General features: G+C 74.6%; 14 protein-coding genes and 1 pseudogene. 7 read left to right on the top strand and 8 right to left on the bottom strand.

Features of this window, described 5'->3' with window-relative positions; genetic code table 11:
* Window positions 1-154 precede the first annotated feature (154 nt).
* Entirely contained in the window at window positions 155-1126 is a 972-nt protein-coding gene (locus ET471_RS02060) for a LacI family DNA-binding transcriptional regulator (protein ID WP_129186376.1), read from the top strand.
* Window positions 1127-1129: 3 nt separating this feature from the next.
* Here ET471_RS02060 and ET471_RS02055 read toward each other — a convergent pair whose 3' ends face one another.
* From ET471_RS02055 to ET471_RS02030, 6 genes are all read right to left on the bottom strand, one after another.
* Complete coding sequence (locus tag ET471_RS02055; RefSeq protein ID WP_129186375.1) at window positions 1130-2032, bottom strand: carbohydrate ABC transporter permease; 903 nt, start codon at window positions 2030-2032, stop codon at window positions 1130-1132.
* 54 nt (window positions 2033-2086) lie between these two features.
* Complete coding sequence (locus ET471_RS02050; RefSeq protein ID WP_129186374.1) at window positions 2087-3034, bottom strand: carbohydrate ABC transporter permease; 948 nt, start codon at window positions 3032-3034, stop codon at window positions 2087-2089.
* Window positions 3035-3167: 133 nt separating this feature from the next.
* Entirely contained in the window at window positions 3168-4517 is a 1350-nt protein-coding gene (locus ET471_RS02045) for an ABC transporter substrate-binding protein (protein WP_165350365.1), read from the bottom strand.
* Between the two features lie 138 nt (window positions 4518-4655).
* On the bottom strand, window positions 4656-5660 hold the full coding sequence (locus ET471_RS02040; protein WP_242496378.1) for a LacI family DNA-binding transcriptional regulator: 1005 nt from the start codon (window positions 5658-5660) through the stop codon (window positions 4656-4658).
* 150 nt (window positions 5661-5810) lie between these two features.
* Window positions 5811-7229, bottom strand: a complete 1419-nt coding sequence (locus ET471_RS02035) for a class I SAM-dependent methyltransferase (RefSeq protein ID WP_129186371.1) — start codon at window positions 7227-7229, stop codon at window positions 5811-5813.
* A gap of 1 nt (window position 7230) precedes the next feature.
* A complete protein-coding gene (locus ET471_RS02030; RefSeq protein ID WP_129186370.1) occupies window positions 7231-7644 on the bottom strand; it encodes a DUF5997 family protein in 414 nt (137 codons plus the stop codon).
* Window positions 7645-7899: 255 nt separating this feature from the next.
* Between ET471_RS02030 and ET471_RS02025 the strand changes: the two are divergent.
* Window positions 7900-8721, top strand: a pseudogene (locus ET471_RS02025) (LysR substrate-binding domain-containing protein); the annotation flags it as partial.
* Window positions 8722-8844: 123 nt separating this feature from the next.
* Entirely contained in the window at window positions 8845-9813 is a 969-nt protein-coding gene (locus tag ET471_RS02020; protein ID WP_129186369.1) for a hypothetical protein, read from the top strand.
* 84 nt (window positions 9814-9897) lie between these two features.
* Here ET471_RS02020 and ET471_RS02015 read toward each other — a convergent pair whose 3' ends face one another.
* Together ET471_RS02015 and msrA are read right to left on the bottom strand one after the other, a co-directional pair.
* Window positions 9898-11481: an ATP-dependent DNA ligase gene (locus ET471_RS02015; protein ID WP_129186368.1), complete on the bottom strand. Its 1584-nt coding sequence runs from the start codon at window positions 11479-11481 to the stop codon at window positions 9898-9900.
* Between the two features lie 231 nt (window positions 11482-11712).
* Window positions 11713-12384 (bottom strand): peptide-methionine (S)-S-oxide reductase MsrA, encoded by a 672-nt coding sequence (gene msrA / locus ET471_RS02010; protein WP_129186367.1) that lies wholly within the window; start codon window positions 12382-12384, stop codon window positions 11713-11715.
* A gap of 162 nt (window positions 12385-12546) precedes the next feature.
* On the opposite strand from msrA, the gene ET471_RS02005 reads away from it, so the two are divergent.
* Genes ET471_RS02005 through ilvA form a run of 4 tightly spaced genes read left to right on the top strand, consistent with a single transcriptional unit; the run spans window position 12547 to window position 16854 of the window.
* Window positions 12547-13173, top strand: coding sequence for a YdeI/OmpD-associated family protein (locus ET471_RS02005; protein ID WP_129186366.1), 627 nt, complete (start codon window positions 12547-12549; stop codon window positions 13171-13173).
* A complete protein-coding gene (locus ET471_RS02000; protein WP_129186365.1) occupies window positions 13170-14375 on the top strand; it encodes a cystathionine gamma-synthase in 1206 nt (401 codons plus the stop codon). The genes ET471_RS02005 and ET471_RS02000 overlap by 4 nt, the downstream gene beginning before the upstream one ends.
* Window positions 14372-15637, top strand: a complete 1266-nt coding sequence (locus tag ET471_RS01995; RefSeq protein WP_129186364.1) for an AI-2E family transporter — start codon at window positions 14372-14374, stop codon at window positions 15635-15637. The genes ET471_RS02000 and ET471_RS01995 overlap by 4 nt, the downstream gene beginning before the upstream one ends.
* On the top strand, window positions 15634-16854 hold the full coding sequence (gene ilvA / locus ET471_RS01990; RefSeq protein ID WP_129186363.1) for a threonine ammonia-lyase: 1221 nt from the start codon (window positions 15634-15636) through the stop codon (window positions 16852-16854). Before ET471_RS01995 ends, ilvA begins: the two co-directional genes overlap by 4 nt.
* Window positions 16855-16862 lie beyond the last annotated feature (8 nt).

The raw sequence follows: 16862 nt of genomic DNA, 5'->3' as shown, positions 1-16862 counted from the left end.
GCTCCTCGGGGTGCTGGTCCGGGGCGCCGACGCCACGGATGCGAACGTTTTCAGTCTAGCGAGCGGAGGCGGGCGCGGCCGCGCCTCTAGGCTCGTCACGATCGGTCGCGCCGCCGCGATCCGACCGTCCCGCGCCCGACGAGAGGAACACCCGATGGTCACCGTCCACGACGTCGCCCGCACCGCAGGCGTGTCCATCGCGACGGTGTCGCGCGCGCTCTCCAACCCGTCCATGGTGGCCACCGCGACGCGCGAGCGCGTCGAGTCCGCCGCGGCGGCGCTCGGCTACGTGCCCAACCTCCAGGCCGCCGCCCTGCGCGCCGGCCGCACCGGCGCCATCGGCCTGCTCGTGCCCGACCTCGCCAACCCGTACTTCGCCGCGATCGCCCAGGGCGTCGCCGAGACAGCGCGCGAGCAGGGGCTCGGCGTGTTCGTCGTCGACTCCCAGGAGGACCCCGAGGCCGAGCCCGGCCTGCTGCGCCGCCTCGCGCGCCAGACCGACGGCGTCATCCTCGCCTCGCCGCGCGCCGTCGAGGCCGACCGCGCCGTCGCCGGGACGACGCCCGTCGTCGTCGTCAACCAGACCGGGCCGCGGGCCGTCGCCGCCGACTTCGCCTCCGGGGTGCACCAGGCGGTCGCGCACCTCGTCGCGCTGGGGCACCGCCAGATCGCCTACGTCGGCGGGCCCGCCGCGTCCTGGGGCGACGCGCAGCGCCGCACGGCGCTCGCGGCCGAGGTCCGCGACCGGGGCGCCGACGGCCTGGAGGTGCTCCTGCTCGGGGTGTTCGCCCCCACCGTCGACGGCGGCGAGTCCGCCGTCGACGCCGTCGCCGCGTCGTCGGCCACCGCCGTCGTGACCTACAACGACGTCGTCGCCGTCGGGCTCGTGCGCGCGCTGCGGGCGCGCGGCGTGCGCGTGCCCGACGACCTGTCGGTCGTGTCGTTCGACGACACCTACCTCGCCGGGCTCGTCACCCCGGCGCTGACGTCGGTGCGCACCGACCTGCGCGCGCTGGGCCGCTTCGCGGCCCGTCAGCTCGTCGAGCCGACGGACGCCGCCGAGCCGCTCACGCTGCACCCCATGCACCTTGAGGTGCGCGACTCGACGGCGACCCCGCGGGCCTGAGCCCTACTTGATGCCCGTCGTCGCGAAGCCCTTGACCAGGTAGCGCTGGCCCACCATGAAGATCACGAACAGCGGGATGAGCGAGACGATCGACATCGCGAACATCGCCCCGTAGTTCGACGACTCCTGCGAGTCGAGGAACCCCTTGAGCGCGATGGCCGCGGTGAACACGCTCGGCTTGCGCAGGTAGATGAGCGGGCCGAAGAAGTCGGACCACGTCCAGATGAACGTGAAGATCGCCGACGTCGCCAGGGCCGGCACCATGAGCGGCAGCGTGATGCGCGCGTACATGCGCGGGTGCCCGGCGCCGTCGATGCGGGCCGCCTCGAAGATCTCCTTGGGCAGCGCACGGATGAACTGCACCATGAGGAACACGAAGAAGGCGTCCGTGGCGAGGAACTTCGGCACGATGAGCGGCAGGAACGTGTTGAGCCAGCCCAGCTCCTTGAAGATGAGGAACTGCGGCACGAGCACCACGTGGAACGGCAGCATGATCGACATGAGCATGGCCGCGAACATGAGGTTCCGGCCGCGGAACCGCAGCCGCGCGAACGCGTAGGCGGCCAGCGAGCACGACACCAGGTTCCCGACGATCGCCGCGCCCGAGATGATGAGCGAGTTCATCAGGTAGTGGCTGAACGGGTACTGCTGGGCGTTCCACGCGTGCGGGTAGTTCGCCGTCGTGAGGTTCGTCGTGAAGATCGACAGGTCGCGGAAGATGTCCTCGTTGGGCTTGAACGAGGAGACCACCAGCCACACGAGCGGGTAGATCATCAGCAGGGCCAGCGCGATCAGCCCGGCGTGCTTGAGCGTGGTGGTGACCACGCGGCGGCGGCGGGCGCGCCGGATGCGCTCGTCGCTCGTGGGGCTCGTCGCCGGAGGGCGGGAGAGCGTCGTCGCGGTCATCGCCGGGGGCCTCTCGTGCAGGGGGGAACGGATGCGGACGTGCCGGGGCGCGGGTCAGTCGTCATAGAAGACCCAGAACTTCGACAGCCAGAACATCAGGCCCGTGAACGCGCCGATGATGAGGAGCAGCAGCCAGGCCATCGCGGAGGCGTACCCCATCTGCAGGTCGACGAACGCCTTGCGGTAGAGGTAGAGCGTGTAGAACATCGTCGAGTCCGACGGGCCGCCCGTGCCGCCCGAGACGATGTACGCCTGCGTGAAGCTCTGGAACGCGAAGATGATCTGGAGCACCAGGTTGAAGAAGATGATGGGCGTCAGCAGGGGCACCGTGATCGAGACGAACCGGCGACCCTTGCCCGCCCCGTCCATCTCCGCGGCCTCGTAGTACATCTCCGGGATCTGGCGCAGGCCGGCCAGGAAGATGATGAGCGGCGAGCCGAACGTCCACACGTGCAGCGCGATGAGCGTGCCGAGCGCGTAGTCGGGGTGGCCGATCCAGCCGGGGGCGTCGTGGATGCCGACGAGGCTGAGCGCCCCGTTGACGATGCCGTTCTTGCCGAAGACCTGGCGCCACAGGATGGCGATGGCCACCGAGCCGCCCAGCAGGCTGGGCAGGTAGAACACCGACCGGTAGAACGTCATGCCGCGCAGGCCGCGGTCCAGCAGGAGCGCCAGGCCGAGGGCGACGGCGAGCTGGAGCGGCACCCCGACGAACACGTAGGTGAACGTCACCTTGAGGGAGTGGGCCAGCACGGGGTCGTGGAGCATGTCGGCGTAGTTCTTCGCGCCGATCCACTCCGGGGGCTTGAGCAGCTTGTACTTGGTGAACGACAGGTACAGCGAGGCCAGCATCGGCCCGATGGTGAAGACGAGCATCCCCACGATCCACGGGGACAGGAAGAGATACCCGGTGAGGTTCTCGCGGCCCGTGATCTTCGGTTTCGCTGTCCGCCCGCGCCCTCGCCCTTGAGCGAGTGTGCGCAGTTCGCCGAGGCTACTCACGGGTGACGTCCTTGTCGTTCGTAGGGGGTCGGTGCTCGGCCCGGATCGGGCCGCAGGGTGCCGCGGGGCAGTCCCGCACCCGGTGGGCAGGTGCGGGACCGCCCCGCGGACGGTCGGGCTCAGCAGGCGTGGCTCAGCCGGCGGCGTTCAGGTCGGCCGCGAGCTTCTCCGTGAAGCCCTTGGCGGCGTCGTCGGGCGAGGCCTTGTCGAACAGCACGTCGGACTCGCCGTCCTGGGCGTACTTGTTCGCGTTGGCGCCACCGTTCGGCTGCGGCGGGGCGACCGTGCCGGAGTCGAGCGTCGTCTGGACGTACTCGGCGGCGGCCTTGGAGTCGCCCTGCAGGAGGGGCGTGACGACGGCGAGCGTGTCCGGGTTGAACGGCACGCCGCGCGTGTCGAGGATCAGCTGGGCGGCCTCGGGCTCGTTGAGGAACCAGTCGACCAGGAGCGCGGCCTCCTTCGGGTGCGCGGTCTTGGCGTTGATGGCCCAGAACGCCGACGGCAGCAGCGCGACGCCGGTCTTGTCACCCTTGTCGTGCGGCGGCAGCAGGATCTTGGTGGCGCCGCCCTTGGCGTACGTGCCGATGAGGTTGCTGTAGCCGAACGTGATGCCGGCCTGGCCGAGCGCGTACGGCTGCTGGTCCGAGCTGATGTTCCAGTTCTGGACGACGATCGACGGGTCCGGGAGGCCCTTGCCGTCGCGCAGCGCGACCTCGTGCTTGTACCAGTCCGCGATGACGGCCGGCTTGACGGAGAGCTTGCCGTCCCAGTCGTAGAAACCGTACTCGGTCTTCTGGCCGGCGTAGGTGCCGAGGATGTCCTGGACGCGCAGGTCGACGCCCATGATCGGGGCGCCCGTGTCCGTGGTCAGCCCGGCCGCGCCGATCTTGTTGGCGGCGGCGACGAAGTCGTCCCACGTCCAGTCGTCGGTGGGCACCTCGACGCCGGCCTTGGCGAAGATGTCGGTGTTGACGAACGCGGCGGTCGCGTTGCCGCCCGTGGGCAGGCCGTAGACCGTGTCGTCCACGGTCGCGTTCGTCAGCGAGAACTCCGGGTACTTGTCGAGCTGGACCGTGTCCTTGACCTCGGCCAGGTCGAGCAGCGCGCCCGCGTCGCCGTACTCCTGCGGCTTGGCCCCGCCGAGGGCGAAGACGTCGGGGGCCGTGTCGCCGCCCGCGGCGAAGTCCGTGGCGAGGCGGTTGAACAGCGTGTCAGGGTCGGGGACCGGCGTCTGGGTGACCGTGATGTTCGGGTACTTGGCCTCGAACGCCTTGACGACCTGGTCGAACAGCTTGGCCCGGTCGTCGTTGCCCCACCAGGACATCTCGAGGGTGACGGGCTCCGCCGCCGCCGACTCCTCGGGCGACTCCGAGCTGTTGCTCGACGCGTCCGAGGACGACGAGCACCCGGCAAGGAAGAGCACCGCGGACCCGGCCAGCGCGACGGCGGCCTTTCCCGCGGACGAACGATTTGCACGCGTCATTGCGTCCCATCCCATTCCTCGGTGCTGCGCACCGTCTCGATCGCACAGTTGATCGGGCGAGAGCGGGGCAGCGTCCGGGGCCGTTCCCGGCGTGCAACCGCTTTCTCGCGGGAGGCTAGACCGGGTCTGAAATCGTTGTCAAGAGTGTTGCGGGGCGCCGTGGGGGCGCGGCGGGGCGGTGGAGTCCCGGGGTTCTAGGCGTGGCGAGAACATCACGTCGTGCTCCGGGTCGCCGCCCGTGAGGAGCGCGTGCAGGCGTGCCCACGTGGCCGCGCCCAGCGCGTCGACCGGCACGGAGGCCGTGGTGAGCGAGGGGATGGCGTAGCGCGCCGAGGGGATGTCGTCGAAGCCGGTGACCGAGACGTCCTCGGGCACCCGCAGCCCCGCCGCGCGCAGGCCGCCCAGCAGCCCGACGGCCACGAGGTCGTTGAAGGCCAGCGCCGCGGTGGCACCGCTGGCCGCGACGGCGCCCGCCACCCGGTAGCCGTCCTCCGACGTGCTGCCCGCGGCGATCCGCCGGACCCGGATGTCGGGCTGCTCGCGCTCGACCTGGGCCAGGGCGTCGAGGCGGTGCCCGTTGGACGAGCTCGCCGCCGGCCCTTCGAGGTAGACCAGGTCACGGTGCCCCAGGCCCACCAGGTGCTGGGCCAGCGCCCGCATGCCCGCGCCGTAGTCGACCCCGACCGACGGCACGCGCGGGACGGCCGCCGGGCGGTTGACCAGCACCACCGGGCGCAGCGCGTCGAGCAGGCGCAGGAGCTCGGCGTCGGGCATGCGCGGGGCGCACAGCACGATGCCGTCGCACCGCCGGCGCGTCTCGAGGGCCAGGTGCGGCTCGGCCTGCGGCTGCTCGCCCGAGTCGGTGACGAGCAGCCGGTAGCCGTCGGGCGCGGCGGCCTTGCCGATGCTCGACAGGACGGCGTGGAACGACGGGTTGGCGAGGTCCGGGACCAGGAAGCCGACCGTCTGGGTGCGTCCCAGGGCCAGTCCGCGGGCCAGCGGGCTGGGCGTGTAGTCGAGCTCGGTGGCGGTGGCGCGCACCCGCTCGGCGACGGCCGGGTCGCCCACGAACCGGTCGTTCATCACCCGCGAGACCGTGGCGGGCGAGACCCCCGCGCGGCGGGCCACCTCGGTGATGGTCACGGCTCGCCGTCCACCTGCACGAGTCACGGGTGCTGCACCTGATCCCTCCGTTGGAACCGGGCGCCGTCGTCGGCGCGCGGGAAGGCCGACGTCTCCCTTGGCGTTCGGCGGCATCCTCGCCGTGAAAACGCTTCCACGCAAACCGCGTCGTCACGCGTCAGCGCGGACGCTTCGGGTCGCGCTTCGGGTCGCGCTTCGGGTCACGGTGAAGCGGGGGTCGCGCGACACCTGCTCGGTGGGGCCGACGGTCCGCTCGAGCGCCGGACGGTAGCGCAAGCCCGCGTTGTAGACGCACCACAGCTCGCCGCCGGGCCGCAGCATGCGCGCGGCCGCCGCGAACATGCGGTGCGCGGCGTCCGTGGACAGCGCGGCGCGGTCGTGGAACGGCGGGTTGCACAGCACCAGGTCGGCGGACCCGGGTGCCGCGCCCTCGCCGGCGTCGTCGCGCAGCACGACGACGCGCTCCGCGACGCCGTTCGCCCGCGACGTCGCGCGGGCCGACGCCGCGGCGGCGGCCGAGCGGTCGACGGCGACGACGCGCGTGCGCGGGTCGCGCAGCGCGAGCACGGTGGCGAGGAGCCCGGTCCCGCACCCCAGGTCGACGGCGTCGGCGGCCTCGGGCCAGCGGCCGGCGGTGCGCAGCAGGGCGCGCGTCCCGAGATCGAGCGTGGCCCCGGCGAAGACGCCGCCGTGCGCGACGACGGCGATCCCGGCGGCCGCGCCCTGCGCGTCGGCAGGCCTCCCGGCCACGGCCGGGGCGGCGTCGTGGCCTGTCGCGAGCCCGGCCGCGGCCAGCAGCTCGGGGTCGCGCAGCGTGGCGACCACCGGGAACGTCGGCGCCGCCGTGCGTGCGCCAGCCCGCGGGCGGGCGGCGACGAGCGCCCGCGACTTGCCCCGGGCGAGCGTCGCCCGGACGTCCTCGAAGCAGGCCGCGAGCACGTCGTTCATGGCGTGCGTCATGTGCTTGAGACGCCCGCCGGCCAGCAGCACGACGTCGTCGGCGGCCTCGCGGGCGACCAGCTCGGCGACCTCCTGCAGCTCCGCGAGCGAGCGGGGGAGCTGGAGCAGCACGAGGCGGGCGCCGCGCACGAGGGCGGGCTCGAGCGCCTCGTGGACGACCCACCGGTCGCCCGGCCTGCCGGTGCGCTCGTCACGCGTCGCGTCGGTGCTCCCGTCATCCTGCGCGCGTAGCGTCGCGGGACCGAGCAGCCCGCGCGCCCGGACCGCGTCGAGGTTCGCGGCCACGGCCCGCTCGGCCGTCACGGCGTCCGTGTGCAGGCGCACACAGGGGACGCCCAGCGCCAGCAGCCCCACGGTCAGCGCTCCGAACCGGTCCCCCATGACGACGACGTCCGCCGGCGTCCGGCCCGCCCCGAGCAGGGCGCGCGCCTCGAGCAGCAGGAGCCGGTCGGTCGCGTCGACGGCCACGGGCCCGTCGGCGCGCGTCCCGTCCTCGGGCCACGGCGTCAGCGCGGCGAGCGCCGCGGCGTCGTCGGGCGAGCCGATGCCGTCGGGTAGGCCGGCGTCGTCGGGCGAGCCCGCGCCGCCGACGGGCGAACCCGCCTCCACCTCAGTCGCGCGGCGCGGTCCGGCGGGCGGCGCGCGCCGCCTCCTTCGCCGCCTTCTCCGCGACGCGCTCGTCCTCCTCGCGGACCTTCGTGGCGATCTCGCGCTCGTGGACCAGCCAGGCGGGCGGGTCGGAGCGCAGCTCGTCGATCTGCTCGGTGGTCAGCGGGTCGGTGATGCCGCCGCGCGCGAGCCCGGCGATGGAGACGCCCAGGCGGCCGGCGACGACGGGCCGCGGGTGCGGGCCCTCGCGGCGCAGCGTCGCGAGCCACTCCGGCGGGTTCTTCTCCAGCTCCTCGAGCTGCTCGCGCGTGACGCCCTTCTCCTGGAAGTCCGGGGGAGTGGCGGGCAGGTACACGCCCAGCCGCTTGGCGGCGTTCGTCGGCTTGAGGACCTGCTGCGAGAAGGGAGTGGCCATGCGCCCAAGGTTACGTGCCCGAGGGCGCCTGCCGCGGTGCGTGGTCCCCGCGAGGCGCCTGCCGCCGGAGCCGGGGCGCCCCACGACGTAGCCTGGGCGCGTGAGCGAGCCCCGTGACGAGGTCTTCCGGCTCGGGTACGTGCCCGGCGCCACCCCGGCAAGTGGGCGCGCACGTGGCGCGAGCGCCTCGCCGCGCACCTCGAGCTCGTCCAGGTCGAGGCCGACGACGCCGTCGCCGCGCTCGACCGCGGCGACGTCGACGCGGCGATCGCCCGCCTGCCCGTCGACAAGACGCGCCTGAGCGCCATCCTCCTGTACGAGGAGCTCCCCGTCGTCGTCGTCTCGCGGGACCACCTGCTCGCCGCGACCGACGAGGACGAGGTGGTGGGCGCCGACGACGTCGCCGACGACGTCGTGCACCTGCCCGCCGACGACGTGCTCTACGCGCCGGGCACGCCCGTGCCCGGTCTGCGACCGGCCGCGTACCGCGAGGACGGGTCCGTGGACCCGTCCGGCGTCGCGGAGCGGCCGCCGACGACGGCGGAGGCGATCGCCTGGGTGGCCGCCGGGGCGGGCGTGACGATCGTGCCGATGTCGCTCGCGCGGCTGCACCACCGCAAGGACGTCACCTACCGGGTGCTCGACGGCGGCCCGACGGCGCCCGTCGGGCTGGTCTGGGTCTCGGAGCGCACCACCGACCTGGTCGACGAGCTCATCGGCATCGTCCGCGGGCGCACGGTCAACAGCTCGCGCGGGCGTGGCCAGCGGCCCGGCGACGCCGCGGGGCGCGGCGCAGACGCGGCCCGCGAGGGCGCGCCCTCCCGTCGCGACGGCGGGTCCTCCCGTCGTGAGGGCGCGGACGGTGGCCGCGGGCGCGACGCGCGGGGCGCCGGGCTCGGCGCCGGGCGAGCCGGTGGGCCGCGCGGCGGGAGCCCGCGCGCGGGTGCTCCGGGGGCGGGGCGCGGTGGCGGCGGCGGGTCGCGCGGAGCGGGTCCGCGCTCGGGCGGCGGGCCGCGGCCCGGCAAGGGTGGTTCCGGCGGGCGCCCGGCGGGCGGCAAGGGGCGTCGCGGGCGCTGATCTCCGGCACGCCGACGTGCATTTCGGCAGGTAAGAGGGATTTACGCGGTCCGTCCGCTTCCGCTATGTTGCCGCCCGGTGTGCCCACCCCGCATGCCGCGTCCCCCGTGCCAAGGAGCGTCCGTGCGCCTGCCCATCACCCGCGGAGCGACGTCGCTCCGCCGTCCCTCCGCCCGCCTCGCCGCCGTCGTCCTGCTCGGCGCGGGCCTTGCCCTCGTGGGCTCCTCCGCGTCGGCCGCGACGCTGCACGCCACCGGCGGCGGGTTCGACTGGCGGACCTACACCGCCTCGCACCAGCGGTGGGGCGGTGGCAGCGGCACGTCCGGCGGCATGAGCTACACCTGGCCCCAGAGCACCTACGACTACGACGCCAACGTCTGCCCCGACATGGACGAGCCCAAGTCCCAGGAGGTCGACGAGCTGACGGTGACGCTGCACGCGCCCGAGGGCAAGCTCATCTCGGCGTACTGCGTCAAGGCGGGGTCCGACAAGCAGGGCCTCGGCCCGAAGATCGTCGTGCTCGACACGCCGGCCGCCGAGGTCACGATCGCCTACGCCGACGTCGCGAAGCACAGCTGCAAGAAGATCTCGCACTACTCGGTCGCCTACGTCGACGCCCCGCCGACGTCCGCGCCGCCGGTCCTGACGGCGACGCCCGCCGCGTCGCCGACGCCCACGACGTCGGCGACCCCGACGCCCGCGGCGACACCCACGGCCACGAGGTCCGCGACCCCGACGCCCACCCCGGCGCCGTCGGTCTCCGGCAGCCCGTTCGCCGCGCCCAGCCCGGCGCCGGCCCCCTCGGAGGCCGCGCCGTCCCCGAGCCCGTCGGTCTCGCTCGCCCCGTTCGCCGCGCCGAGCCCGTCCGCGTCCTCCTCCTCCTCGTCGCCGGCGGCCGTCGTGCCGAGCAGCGCGCCGAGCCCCGGCGCCCGCCTCGCCGCGACCGACGACGCGGAGCGCGTCGAGGACACCGGCCGCCTGGCGTTCACGGGCGCGCAGGTCACGGGCGTCCTGGTGGCGGCCGTCGTCCTCGTGGCGCTCGGCACCCTGGCCGTGCACACGACGCGCAGCCGCCGCAGCACGCGCGCCTGAGCCCGCCGACCGTGGCGCCGTCCGGGACACCCGGGCGGCGCCACGGTCTCCCGCCTCGGGACGGCGCCACGGACGTCTCTCGCCTCAGGACGGCAGGGCCAGGGCTCGCACGGCGTCGAGCGTGTCCGCCTCGAACGCCGGCTTGTCGTCCCGGTAGCGCAGCACGCGCGCGAAGCGCAGCGCGACACCGCCCGGGTAGCGCGACGAGCGCTGGACGCCATCGAAGGCGACCTCGACCACCTGCTCGGGGCGGACCTTGACCACCCACCCGTCGGCGGGGCCGTCGGCGAGCGCGGTGAAGCGGGCGGTCTGCCACTCCAGCATCTGGTCGGTCATGCCCTTGAAGGTCTTGCCGAGCATGACCCAGCCGTCGGTGCCGTCCGGGCCGGCGCCGGGCACGCGGGCGCCCAGGTGGATGTTCGAGAGCCACCCCTCGCGCCGGCCCGAACCGCGCTCGACGGCGAGCACCACGAGGTCGAGCGTGTGCCGCGGCTTGACCTTGACCCAGGCGCCGCCGCGGCGTCCGGCGTCGTAGGGCGCGGCCAGGTCCTTGATCACGACGCCCTCGTGGCCGCTCGCGAGGACGTCCGCGAAGAACGCGCCCGCCTCGGCGGGATCGGCCGTCACGACCCTCCTGACCAGCGACGACGCCGGGGCGACGCGTTCGAGAGCCGCGAACCGGGCGGCCTCGGGCGCGTCGACCAGGTCCTCGCCGTCCAGGTGGAGCGCGTCGAAGAGGAAGGCGGAGAGCGGGACGCGCGCCGACTCGGCGGCGTCGTGGGTGCCCGTGCGCGACGCGGTGTCCTGGAAGGCCAGCGGTCGTCCGTCGGGACCCAGCGCGATCGCCTCGCCGTCGAGCACGGCCGCCTCCACGGGCAGCGACCGGAGCAGCGCGACGAGCTCGGGCACGCGGTCGGTGACGTCGTCGAGCGAGCGCGTGTAGACGGCGACGTCGTCGCCGCGCCGGTGCAGCTGGACGCGGATCCCGTCGATCTTCGCCTCCACGGCCACGCCCGCCCAGGCGGCACCCCCCTCGGCGGGCGCGAGCGACCCGACGGCCGCCGCGACGTCGGGCGCGGGCGAGGCGAGCATCGGCCGGACGGGCCGCCCGACCTCCAGGCGGAACGCGGCGAGCGCCTCGGCGCCGCCCGTGAGCGCGGCCCGAGCGATGGGCCCCGACAGCGCGCTGAACATCGCGGCGCGGCGCACGGCCGCGAGCGGCACGTCGGCGGCCGCGGCGACGGCGTCGAGCAGCAGGGAGTCGAGCGCGCCCTGCCGCAGCTCGCCGACGACGAGGCCGCGCAGATGCTGCTGCTCGTCCTCGGTCGCGGCCGCGAAGAGGCGGCGCAGGGCGCCGGTGCGCACCGCCGCCGACCCGGCGCCCTCGGCGTCGGCCATCGCCTGGAGTGCGGCATCCACGTCGAGCGGGGTCAGGGAGGGCTCGGCCGCCGCGGGCGGCAGGTCGGCGAGCGACCGCCAGCCGACGCCCGTGCGCCGCTGCCGCACCCGCCCGGACAGGAACGCCGCGACGACCTCGACGAGCTCGCCGGACGCGTCGTCGTCCGCCGCGGCGGCGCGCAGCGCGCCCGCGAGCAGCGCGCGCTTCGCGAGCCGCGAGCGGGTGGCGGCCACCTGCGCGGACGTGCGCACGACGTCGTGGAACAGCACGAGACCGATGCTGCCATCGGCCGCCGACAGCCGCGCCCGGGGGTCGCGGCGCGCGCGACCGGTGCCTGGAAGGGCGCGGCGGGCGCGGCCCGTGCTGGGCGCGGCCCGTTCTGGACGGTCGCGGCGGGCGCGGCCCCGCTGAGAGGCCTCGACGTGCCGACCCACGCCCGGCGCCTCGACGGGGCGCGGTCGGCGCTCCGCCGGCCGAGCCCCGTCGAGGCCCAGGGTCCGTCAGGCCGGGTAGGCCAGCCCCGTCGTCGCGTGGCAGCGGTACCCGTGCGGGTTCTTGGCGGCGCTGAGGTACTGCTGGTGGTAGTCCTCGGCGTAGTAGAACGGTCCCGCCTCAGCCGCCGGCTTCAGCTCCGTGGTGATCGGGTCGTACCCGGCCGCCGTCAGCGCCGCGCCGTACACCGCGGCCGACTCGCGCACCGCGGCCTCCTGCTCCGGTGTGGTCCAGTACACGGCCGAGCGGTACTGCGTGCCGACGTCGTTGCCCTGCCGCATGCCGGACGTCGGGTCGTGCCGCTCCCAGAAGGTGCGCAGCAGCTCCGCCTCCGTGACGACCGTGGGGTCGTACGCGACGAGCGCTGTCTCGGCGTGCCCCGTGCGGGCCGTGCACACCTCCTCATAGGTGGGGTTGGGCGTCATGCCGCCCATGTACCCGACGGCGGTGGACACCACGCCGGGCACCTGCCAGTAGATCTCCTCGGCACCCCAGAAACAGCCCATCGCGAGGTAGAGCACGCGCGTCCTGTCGGGCCACGGCCCGGCGATCGGCGTCCCGAGCACGGTGTGCGGGCGGGGCGCGGGCAGCACCGGCGTCGTGCGGCCGGGCAGCGCGTCCTGCGGCGCGACCAGAGTCTGCTTGTCGCCGCCCAGCAGGCGGTCGAAGATCGAGCTCACTTGCGGTTCCTCCTCCACGGGAGCGCTACGACGATGCTCCCGGACGGTCCAACACGGCCCGCGGCACCCCTGTTCCCCTCCCTTTCGACGTCGTACCTCCTTGTGTTCTGGCGGCCATGACGCAAGGAAGTACGACGTCGAAAGGGCGCGTAGCGTGCGGACATGGCCTCCAGCCCGCCGCCCACCGACGTGCTCCTCCTGCCCGACGCCGCCGCGTGGCGCGCCTGGCTCGACGCGCACGAGGGCGACGACGACGGCGTCTGGCTCGTGCTCGCCCGCAAGAACCGGCCGGCCCCCACGGCCCTCACCTACGACCTCGCCCTCGACGAGGCCCTGTGCTCCGGGTGGATCGACGGGCAGGGGCGTGGCCGCGACGCCGACACGTCGCTGCAGCGGTTCACCCCGCGCCGGGCCCGCAGCATCTGGTCGGCCCGCAACGTCGGCATCGTCGCGAGGCTGACCGAGGAGGGCCGCATGCGCCCGCGCGGCCAGGCCGAGATCGACCGCGCCAAGGCCGACGGCCGCTGGGACCGCGCCTACGCGGGCAGCAAGGACATCGCGGTGCCCGACGACCTGGCGGCCGCGCTCGCGGCGAGCCCGCTCGCGGCCGCCAACTTCGAGCTCCTCACCGCCCAGAACCGGTTCGCGATCCTGTTCCGCCTCACGCACGCCAGGCGGCCCGAGACCCGCGCGCGCAACGTCGAGCGGTTCGTGGGCATGCTCGAGCGTGCCGAGACCGTCTACCCGCAGCGACGTGCGCTGACGCCGCCCCCTACTGTGGAGCCGTGACCACGCACGACTGGACCCAGGCCGGCTTCTCGACCCGCACGATCCACGCCGGCCAGGACCCGGACCCCACCACCGGCGCGGTCGTCCCGCCGGTGTACCTGACGAGCACGTACAAGCAGGACGGCGTCGGCGGCCTGCGCGGCGGGTACGAGTACTCGCGCTCCGCGAACCCCACCCGCACCGCGCTGGAGACGGCGCTCGCGAGCGCCGAGGGCGGCACGCACGGCTTCGCGTTCGCGTCCGGCCTGGCCGCCGAGGACACGCTGCTGCGCGCGGTGCTGCGCCCCGGCGACCACGTGATCCTCCCCGACGACGCCTACGGCGGCTCGTACCGGCTCATCGCCCGCGTCTTCGGGGCGTGGGGCGTCGAGCACACCGCCGTCGACCTCACCGACCTCGACGCCGTCGCCGCCGCCGTGCGCCCCGGGATCACGCAGGTCGTGTGGGTCGAGACGCCCACCAACCCGCTGCTCGGCATCAGCGACGTCGTGGCGCTCGCGGGCGTCGCGCACGACGCGGGGGCCCTGCTCGTCGTCGACAACACGTTCGCGACGCCGTACCTGCAGACGCCGCTCGCGCTCGGCGCCGACGTCGTCGTGCACTCGACCACCAAGTACGTGGGCGGGCACAGCGACGTCGTCGGCGGGGCGCTCGTGGTCGGCGGCGCGGCGCTGCCCGGCGGGCGCACCGCGCCCGACGGCACGGGCGACGTCGCGGGCGCCCTGCGGTTCCACCAGAACGCGTCGGGCGCCGTCGCCGACCCGTTCGCCGCCTGGCTGACGCTGCGCGGGCTGAAGACCCTCGCGGTGCGCATGGACCGGCACCAGGCCAACGCGCTCGCCGTCGCGACCTTCCTCGAGGCGCACCCGCGCGTGACGCGCGTGCTCTACCCGGGCCTGCCGTCGCACCCCGGGCACGAGCTCGCGGCGCGCCAGATGCGCGGCTTCGGCGGCATGCTGTCGTTCCAGGTGGGCAGTGAGCAGGCGGCGCTCGACGTCGTCGCGCGGGCCCAGGTGTTCACCCTCGCCGAGTCGCTCGGCGGCGTGGAGTCGCTCATCGAGCATCCTGGGCGCATGACGCACGCCTCGGTCGCCGGATCCTCCCTCGAGGTGCCCGCGGACCTGGTCCGCGTCTCCGTAGGCATCGAGGACGTCGACGACCTGGTCGCCGACCTCGCGAACGCGCTGGAGGGCACTGCATGACCGACGAGCGACTCACCGACGGGGCGCAGTCCGTGCCGCCGTCCATCCGGGCCGCCGCCGCGTGGTCGTGGCGGCTGCTGCTCATCGCCGCGGCCGTCGCGAGCGTGATGTGGGTGCTGGGACAGCTCAAGACGATCATCGTGCCCGTCGCGGTCGCGCTGCTGCTCACCGTGCTGCTGCGGCCGTTCCGCGACGGCCTCGAGCGCTGGTTCCGCCTCCCGCGCGGGCTCGCGACGGCGGCGTCCGTCGTCGGGCTCGTCGCGTTCGTCGCGGCGCTCGTCTCGCTGGCCGGGCGGCAGATCGTCGCGGGCTTCACCGAGCTGGCCGACCAGGCCGTCGCGGGCTTCGACGAGGTGCGCGAGTGGCTCGCCCAGGGGCCGCTGCACATCGACACGCAACAGCTCAACTCGTACTGGGAGCAGTTCACGAGCTCGCTGACGAGCGGCGGGCCGAACGGCATCCTCTCGGGCGCGCTGGGCGCGGCGACGACGGTGGGGCACGTGCTCGTCGGGGCGCTCATCGCCCTGTTCTGCCTCATCTTCTTCCTCGTCGACGGGCGGACCATCTGGACGTGGCTCGTCAACCTGCTGCCGGTCAACGCGCGCGAGCGCGTGCACCAGGCGGGACGCCGCGGCCTGGTCACCCTCTCGGCGTACGTGCGCACGCAGATCCTCGTGGCCCTCGTCGACGCGGCCGGCATCGGCATCGGTGCCGCGTTCTTCGTGCCGAAGCTCGCGCTGCCGCTCGGCGTGCTGGTGTTCGTGGGCTCGTTCGTGCCGATCGTCGGCGCGATCGTCACGGGGGCGATCGCGTGCGTCGTCGTGCTCGTGTCCCAGGGATGGGTCGCCGCGCTGATCATGCTCGCGATCGTGCTGCTCGTGCAGCAGATCGAGGGGCACGTGCTCCAGCCGTTCCTCATGGGGCACGCCGTGTCGCTGCACCCGGTGGCCGTGGTGCTCGTGGTGGCGGCGGGCTCGCTCGCCGCGGGCATCATCGGCGCGCTCTTCGCGGTGCCGCTCGCGGCCGTGCTCAACACGGTGATCCTGTACCTGCACGGCACGGACAAGTTCCCGGCGCTCGGCACGGACGACCACGTGCCGCTGCTGCGGCGCCCCATCCTGCCCACGATCGCCCTGACCGGCCGCGCCGCCGGCCTGCGCCGCGCGCGCGGCGAGGCCTCCGCCGTCGCCGACGACGCCGCGGACGTGGGCGGCGTCCCGCCCGCAGTGCCGGAGGCCGGGCACGACGGCGGTGCGCGATGAGCGCCCCGTCCGTCACGCTCGCCGACGTGCGGCGGGCCGCGGCGCTGCTCGAGGGCGTCGCCGTCCGCACGCCCGTCCAGCCGTTCCGCGCCCTGGCCGAGCTCGCGCACGCGCCCGTGGTGCTCAAGCTGGAGAACCTCCAGCGCGCCGGCTCGTTCAAGGTGCGCGGCGCGTACACGCGCATCGCCCGGCTCACCGAGGCCGAGCGCGCCGCGGGCGTCGTCGCCGCGTCCGCGGGGAACCACGCCCAGGGCGTCGCGCTCGCCGCGCAGCTGCTCGGCATCGACGCCGTCGTCTACATGCCCGTGGACGCCCCGCTGCCCAAGCTCGCCGCGACGCGCGGGTACGGGGCCGACGTGCGGCTGGTCGGCACGAGCGTCGACGAGTCCCTCGTCGCCGCGCGCGAGGAGGCGGCCCGCACGGGCCGCGTGCTCATCCACCCGTTCGACCACGCCGACGTCGTCGCCGGGCAGGGCACGGTCGCGCTCGAGATCCTCGAGCAGGTGCCCGACGTCGGCACCATCGTCGTGCCGCTGGGCGGCGGCGGGCTGGTGGCCGGCATCGCCACGGTGCTGGCCGAGGCCGCGCCGCACGTGCGCGTCGTCGGCGTCCAGGCCGAGATCGCGGCGGCCTACCCGCAGTCCATCGCCGCGGGCCACCCCGTGTCGCGCCGCCTCGGGCCGACGATGGCGGACGGCATCGCCGTCGGGACGCCCGGCGTCGTGCCGTTCGAGATCCTCGAGCGGCTCGGGGTCGAGGTGCGGACCGTCACCGAGGAGTCGCTCTCCCGGGCGCTGCTGCTGGTCGCCGAGCGGGCCAAGCTCGTCGTCGAGCCGTCGGGTGCGGCGGGCGTCGCCGCCGTCATGGACGACCCGGCGGGCTTCCCCGGCACGGTCGTGCCGCTGCTCACGGGCGGCAACGTCGACCCGCTGCTGCTCATGCGCGTGATCCAGCACGGCATGGTCGCGGCCGGTCGCTACCTGCAGCTGACGATCCGGGTGACCGACCGGCCCGGCTCGCTCGCCCGCGTGGTCCAGACCGTCGCGGACGCCGGCGGCAACATCATCCGCGTCGAGCACTCGCACACCGACATCACCCTCGGCGTCTTCGACGTCATGGTCGCCCTCCAGATCGAGGCGAAGGGGCCCGAGCACTGCGCGCAGATCGCCGAGAGCCTCACGGCCGCCGGGTTCGAGGTCCGCACGCCGCGGGCCTGAGGCGCCCT

This window comes from Xylanimonas protaetiae, assembly GCF_004135385.1.
Classification (GTDB): domain Bacteria; phylum Actinomycetota; class Actinomycetes; order Actinomycetales; family Cellulomonadaceae; genus Xylanimonas; species Xylanimonas protaetiae.
This window is presented reverse-complemented; position numbering and strand designations above follow the sequence as displayed.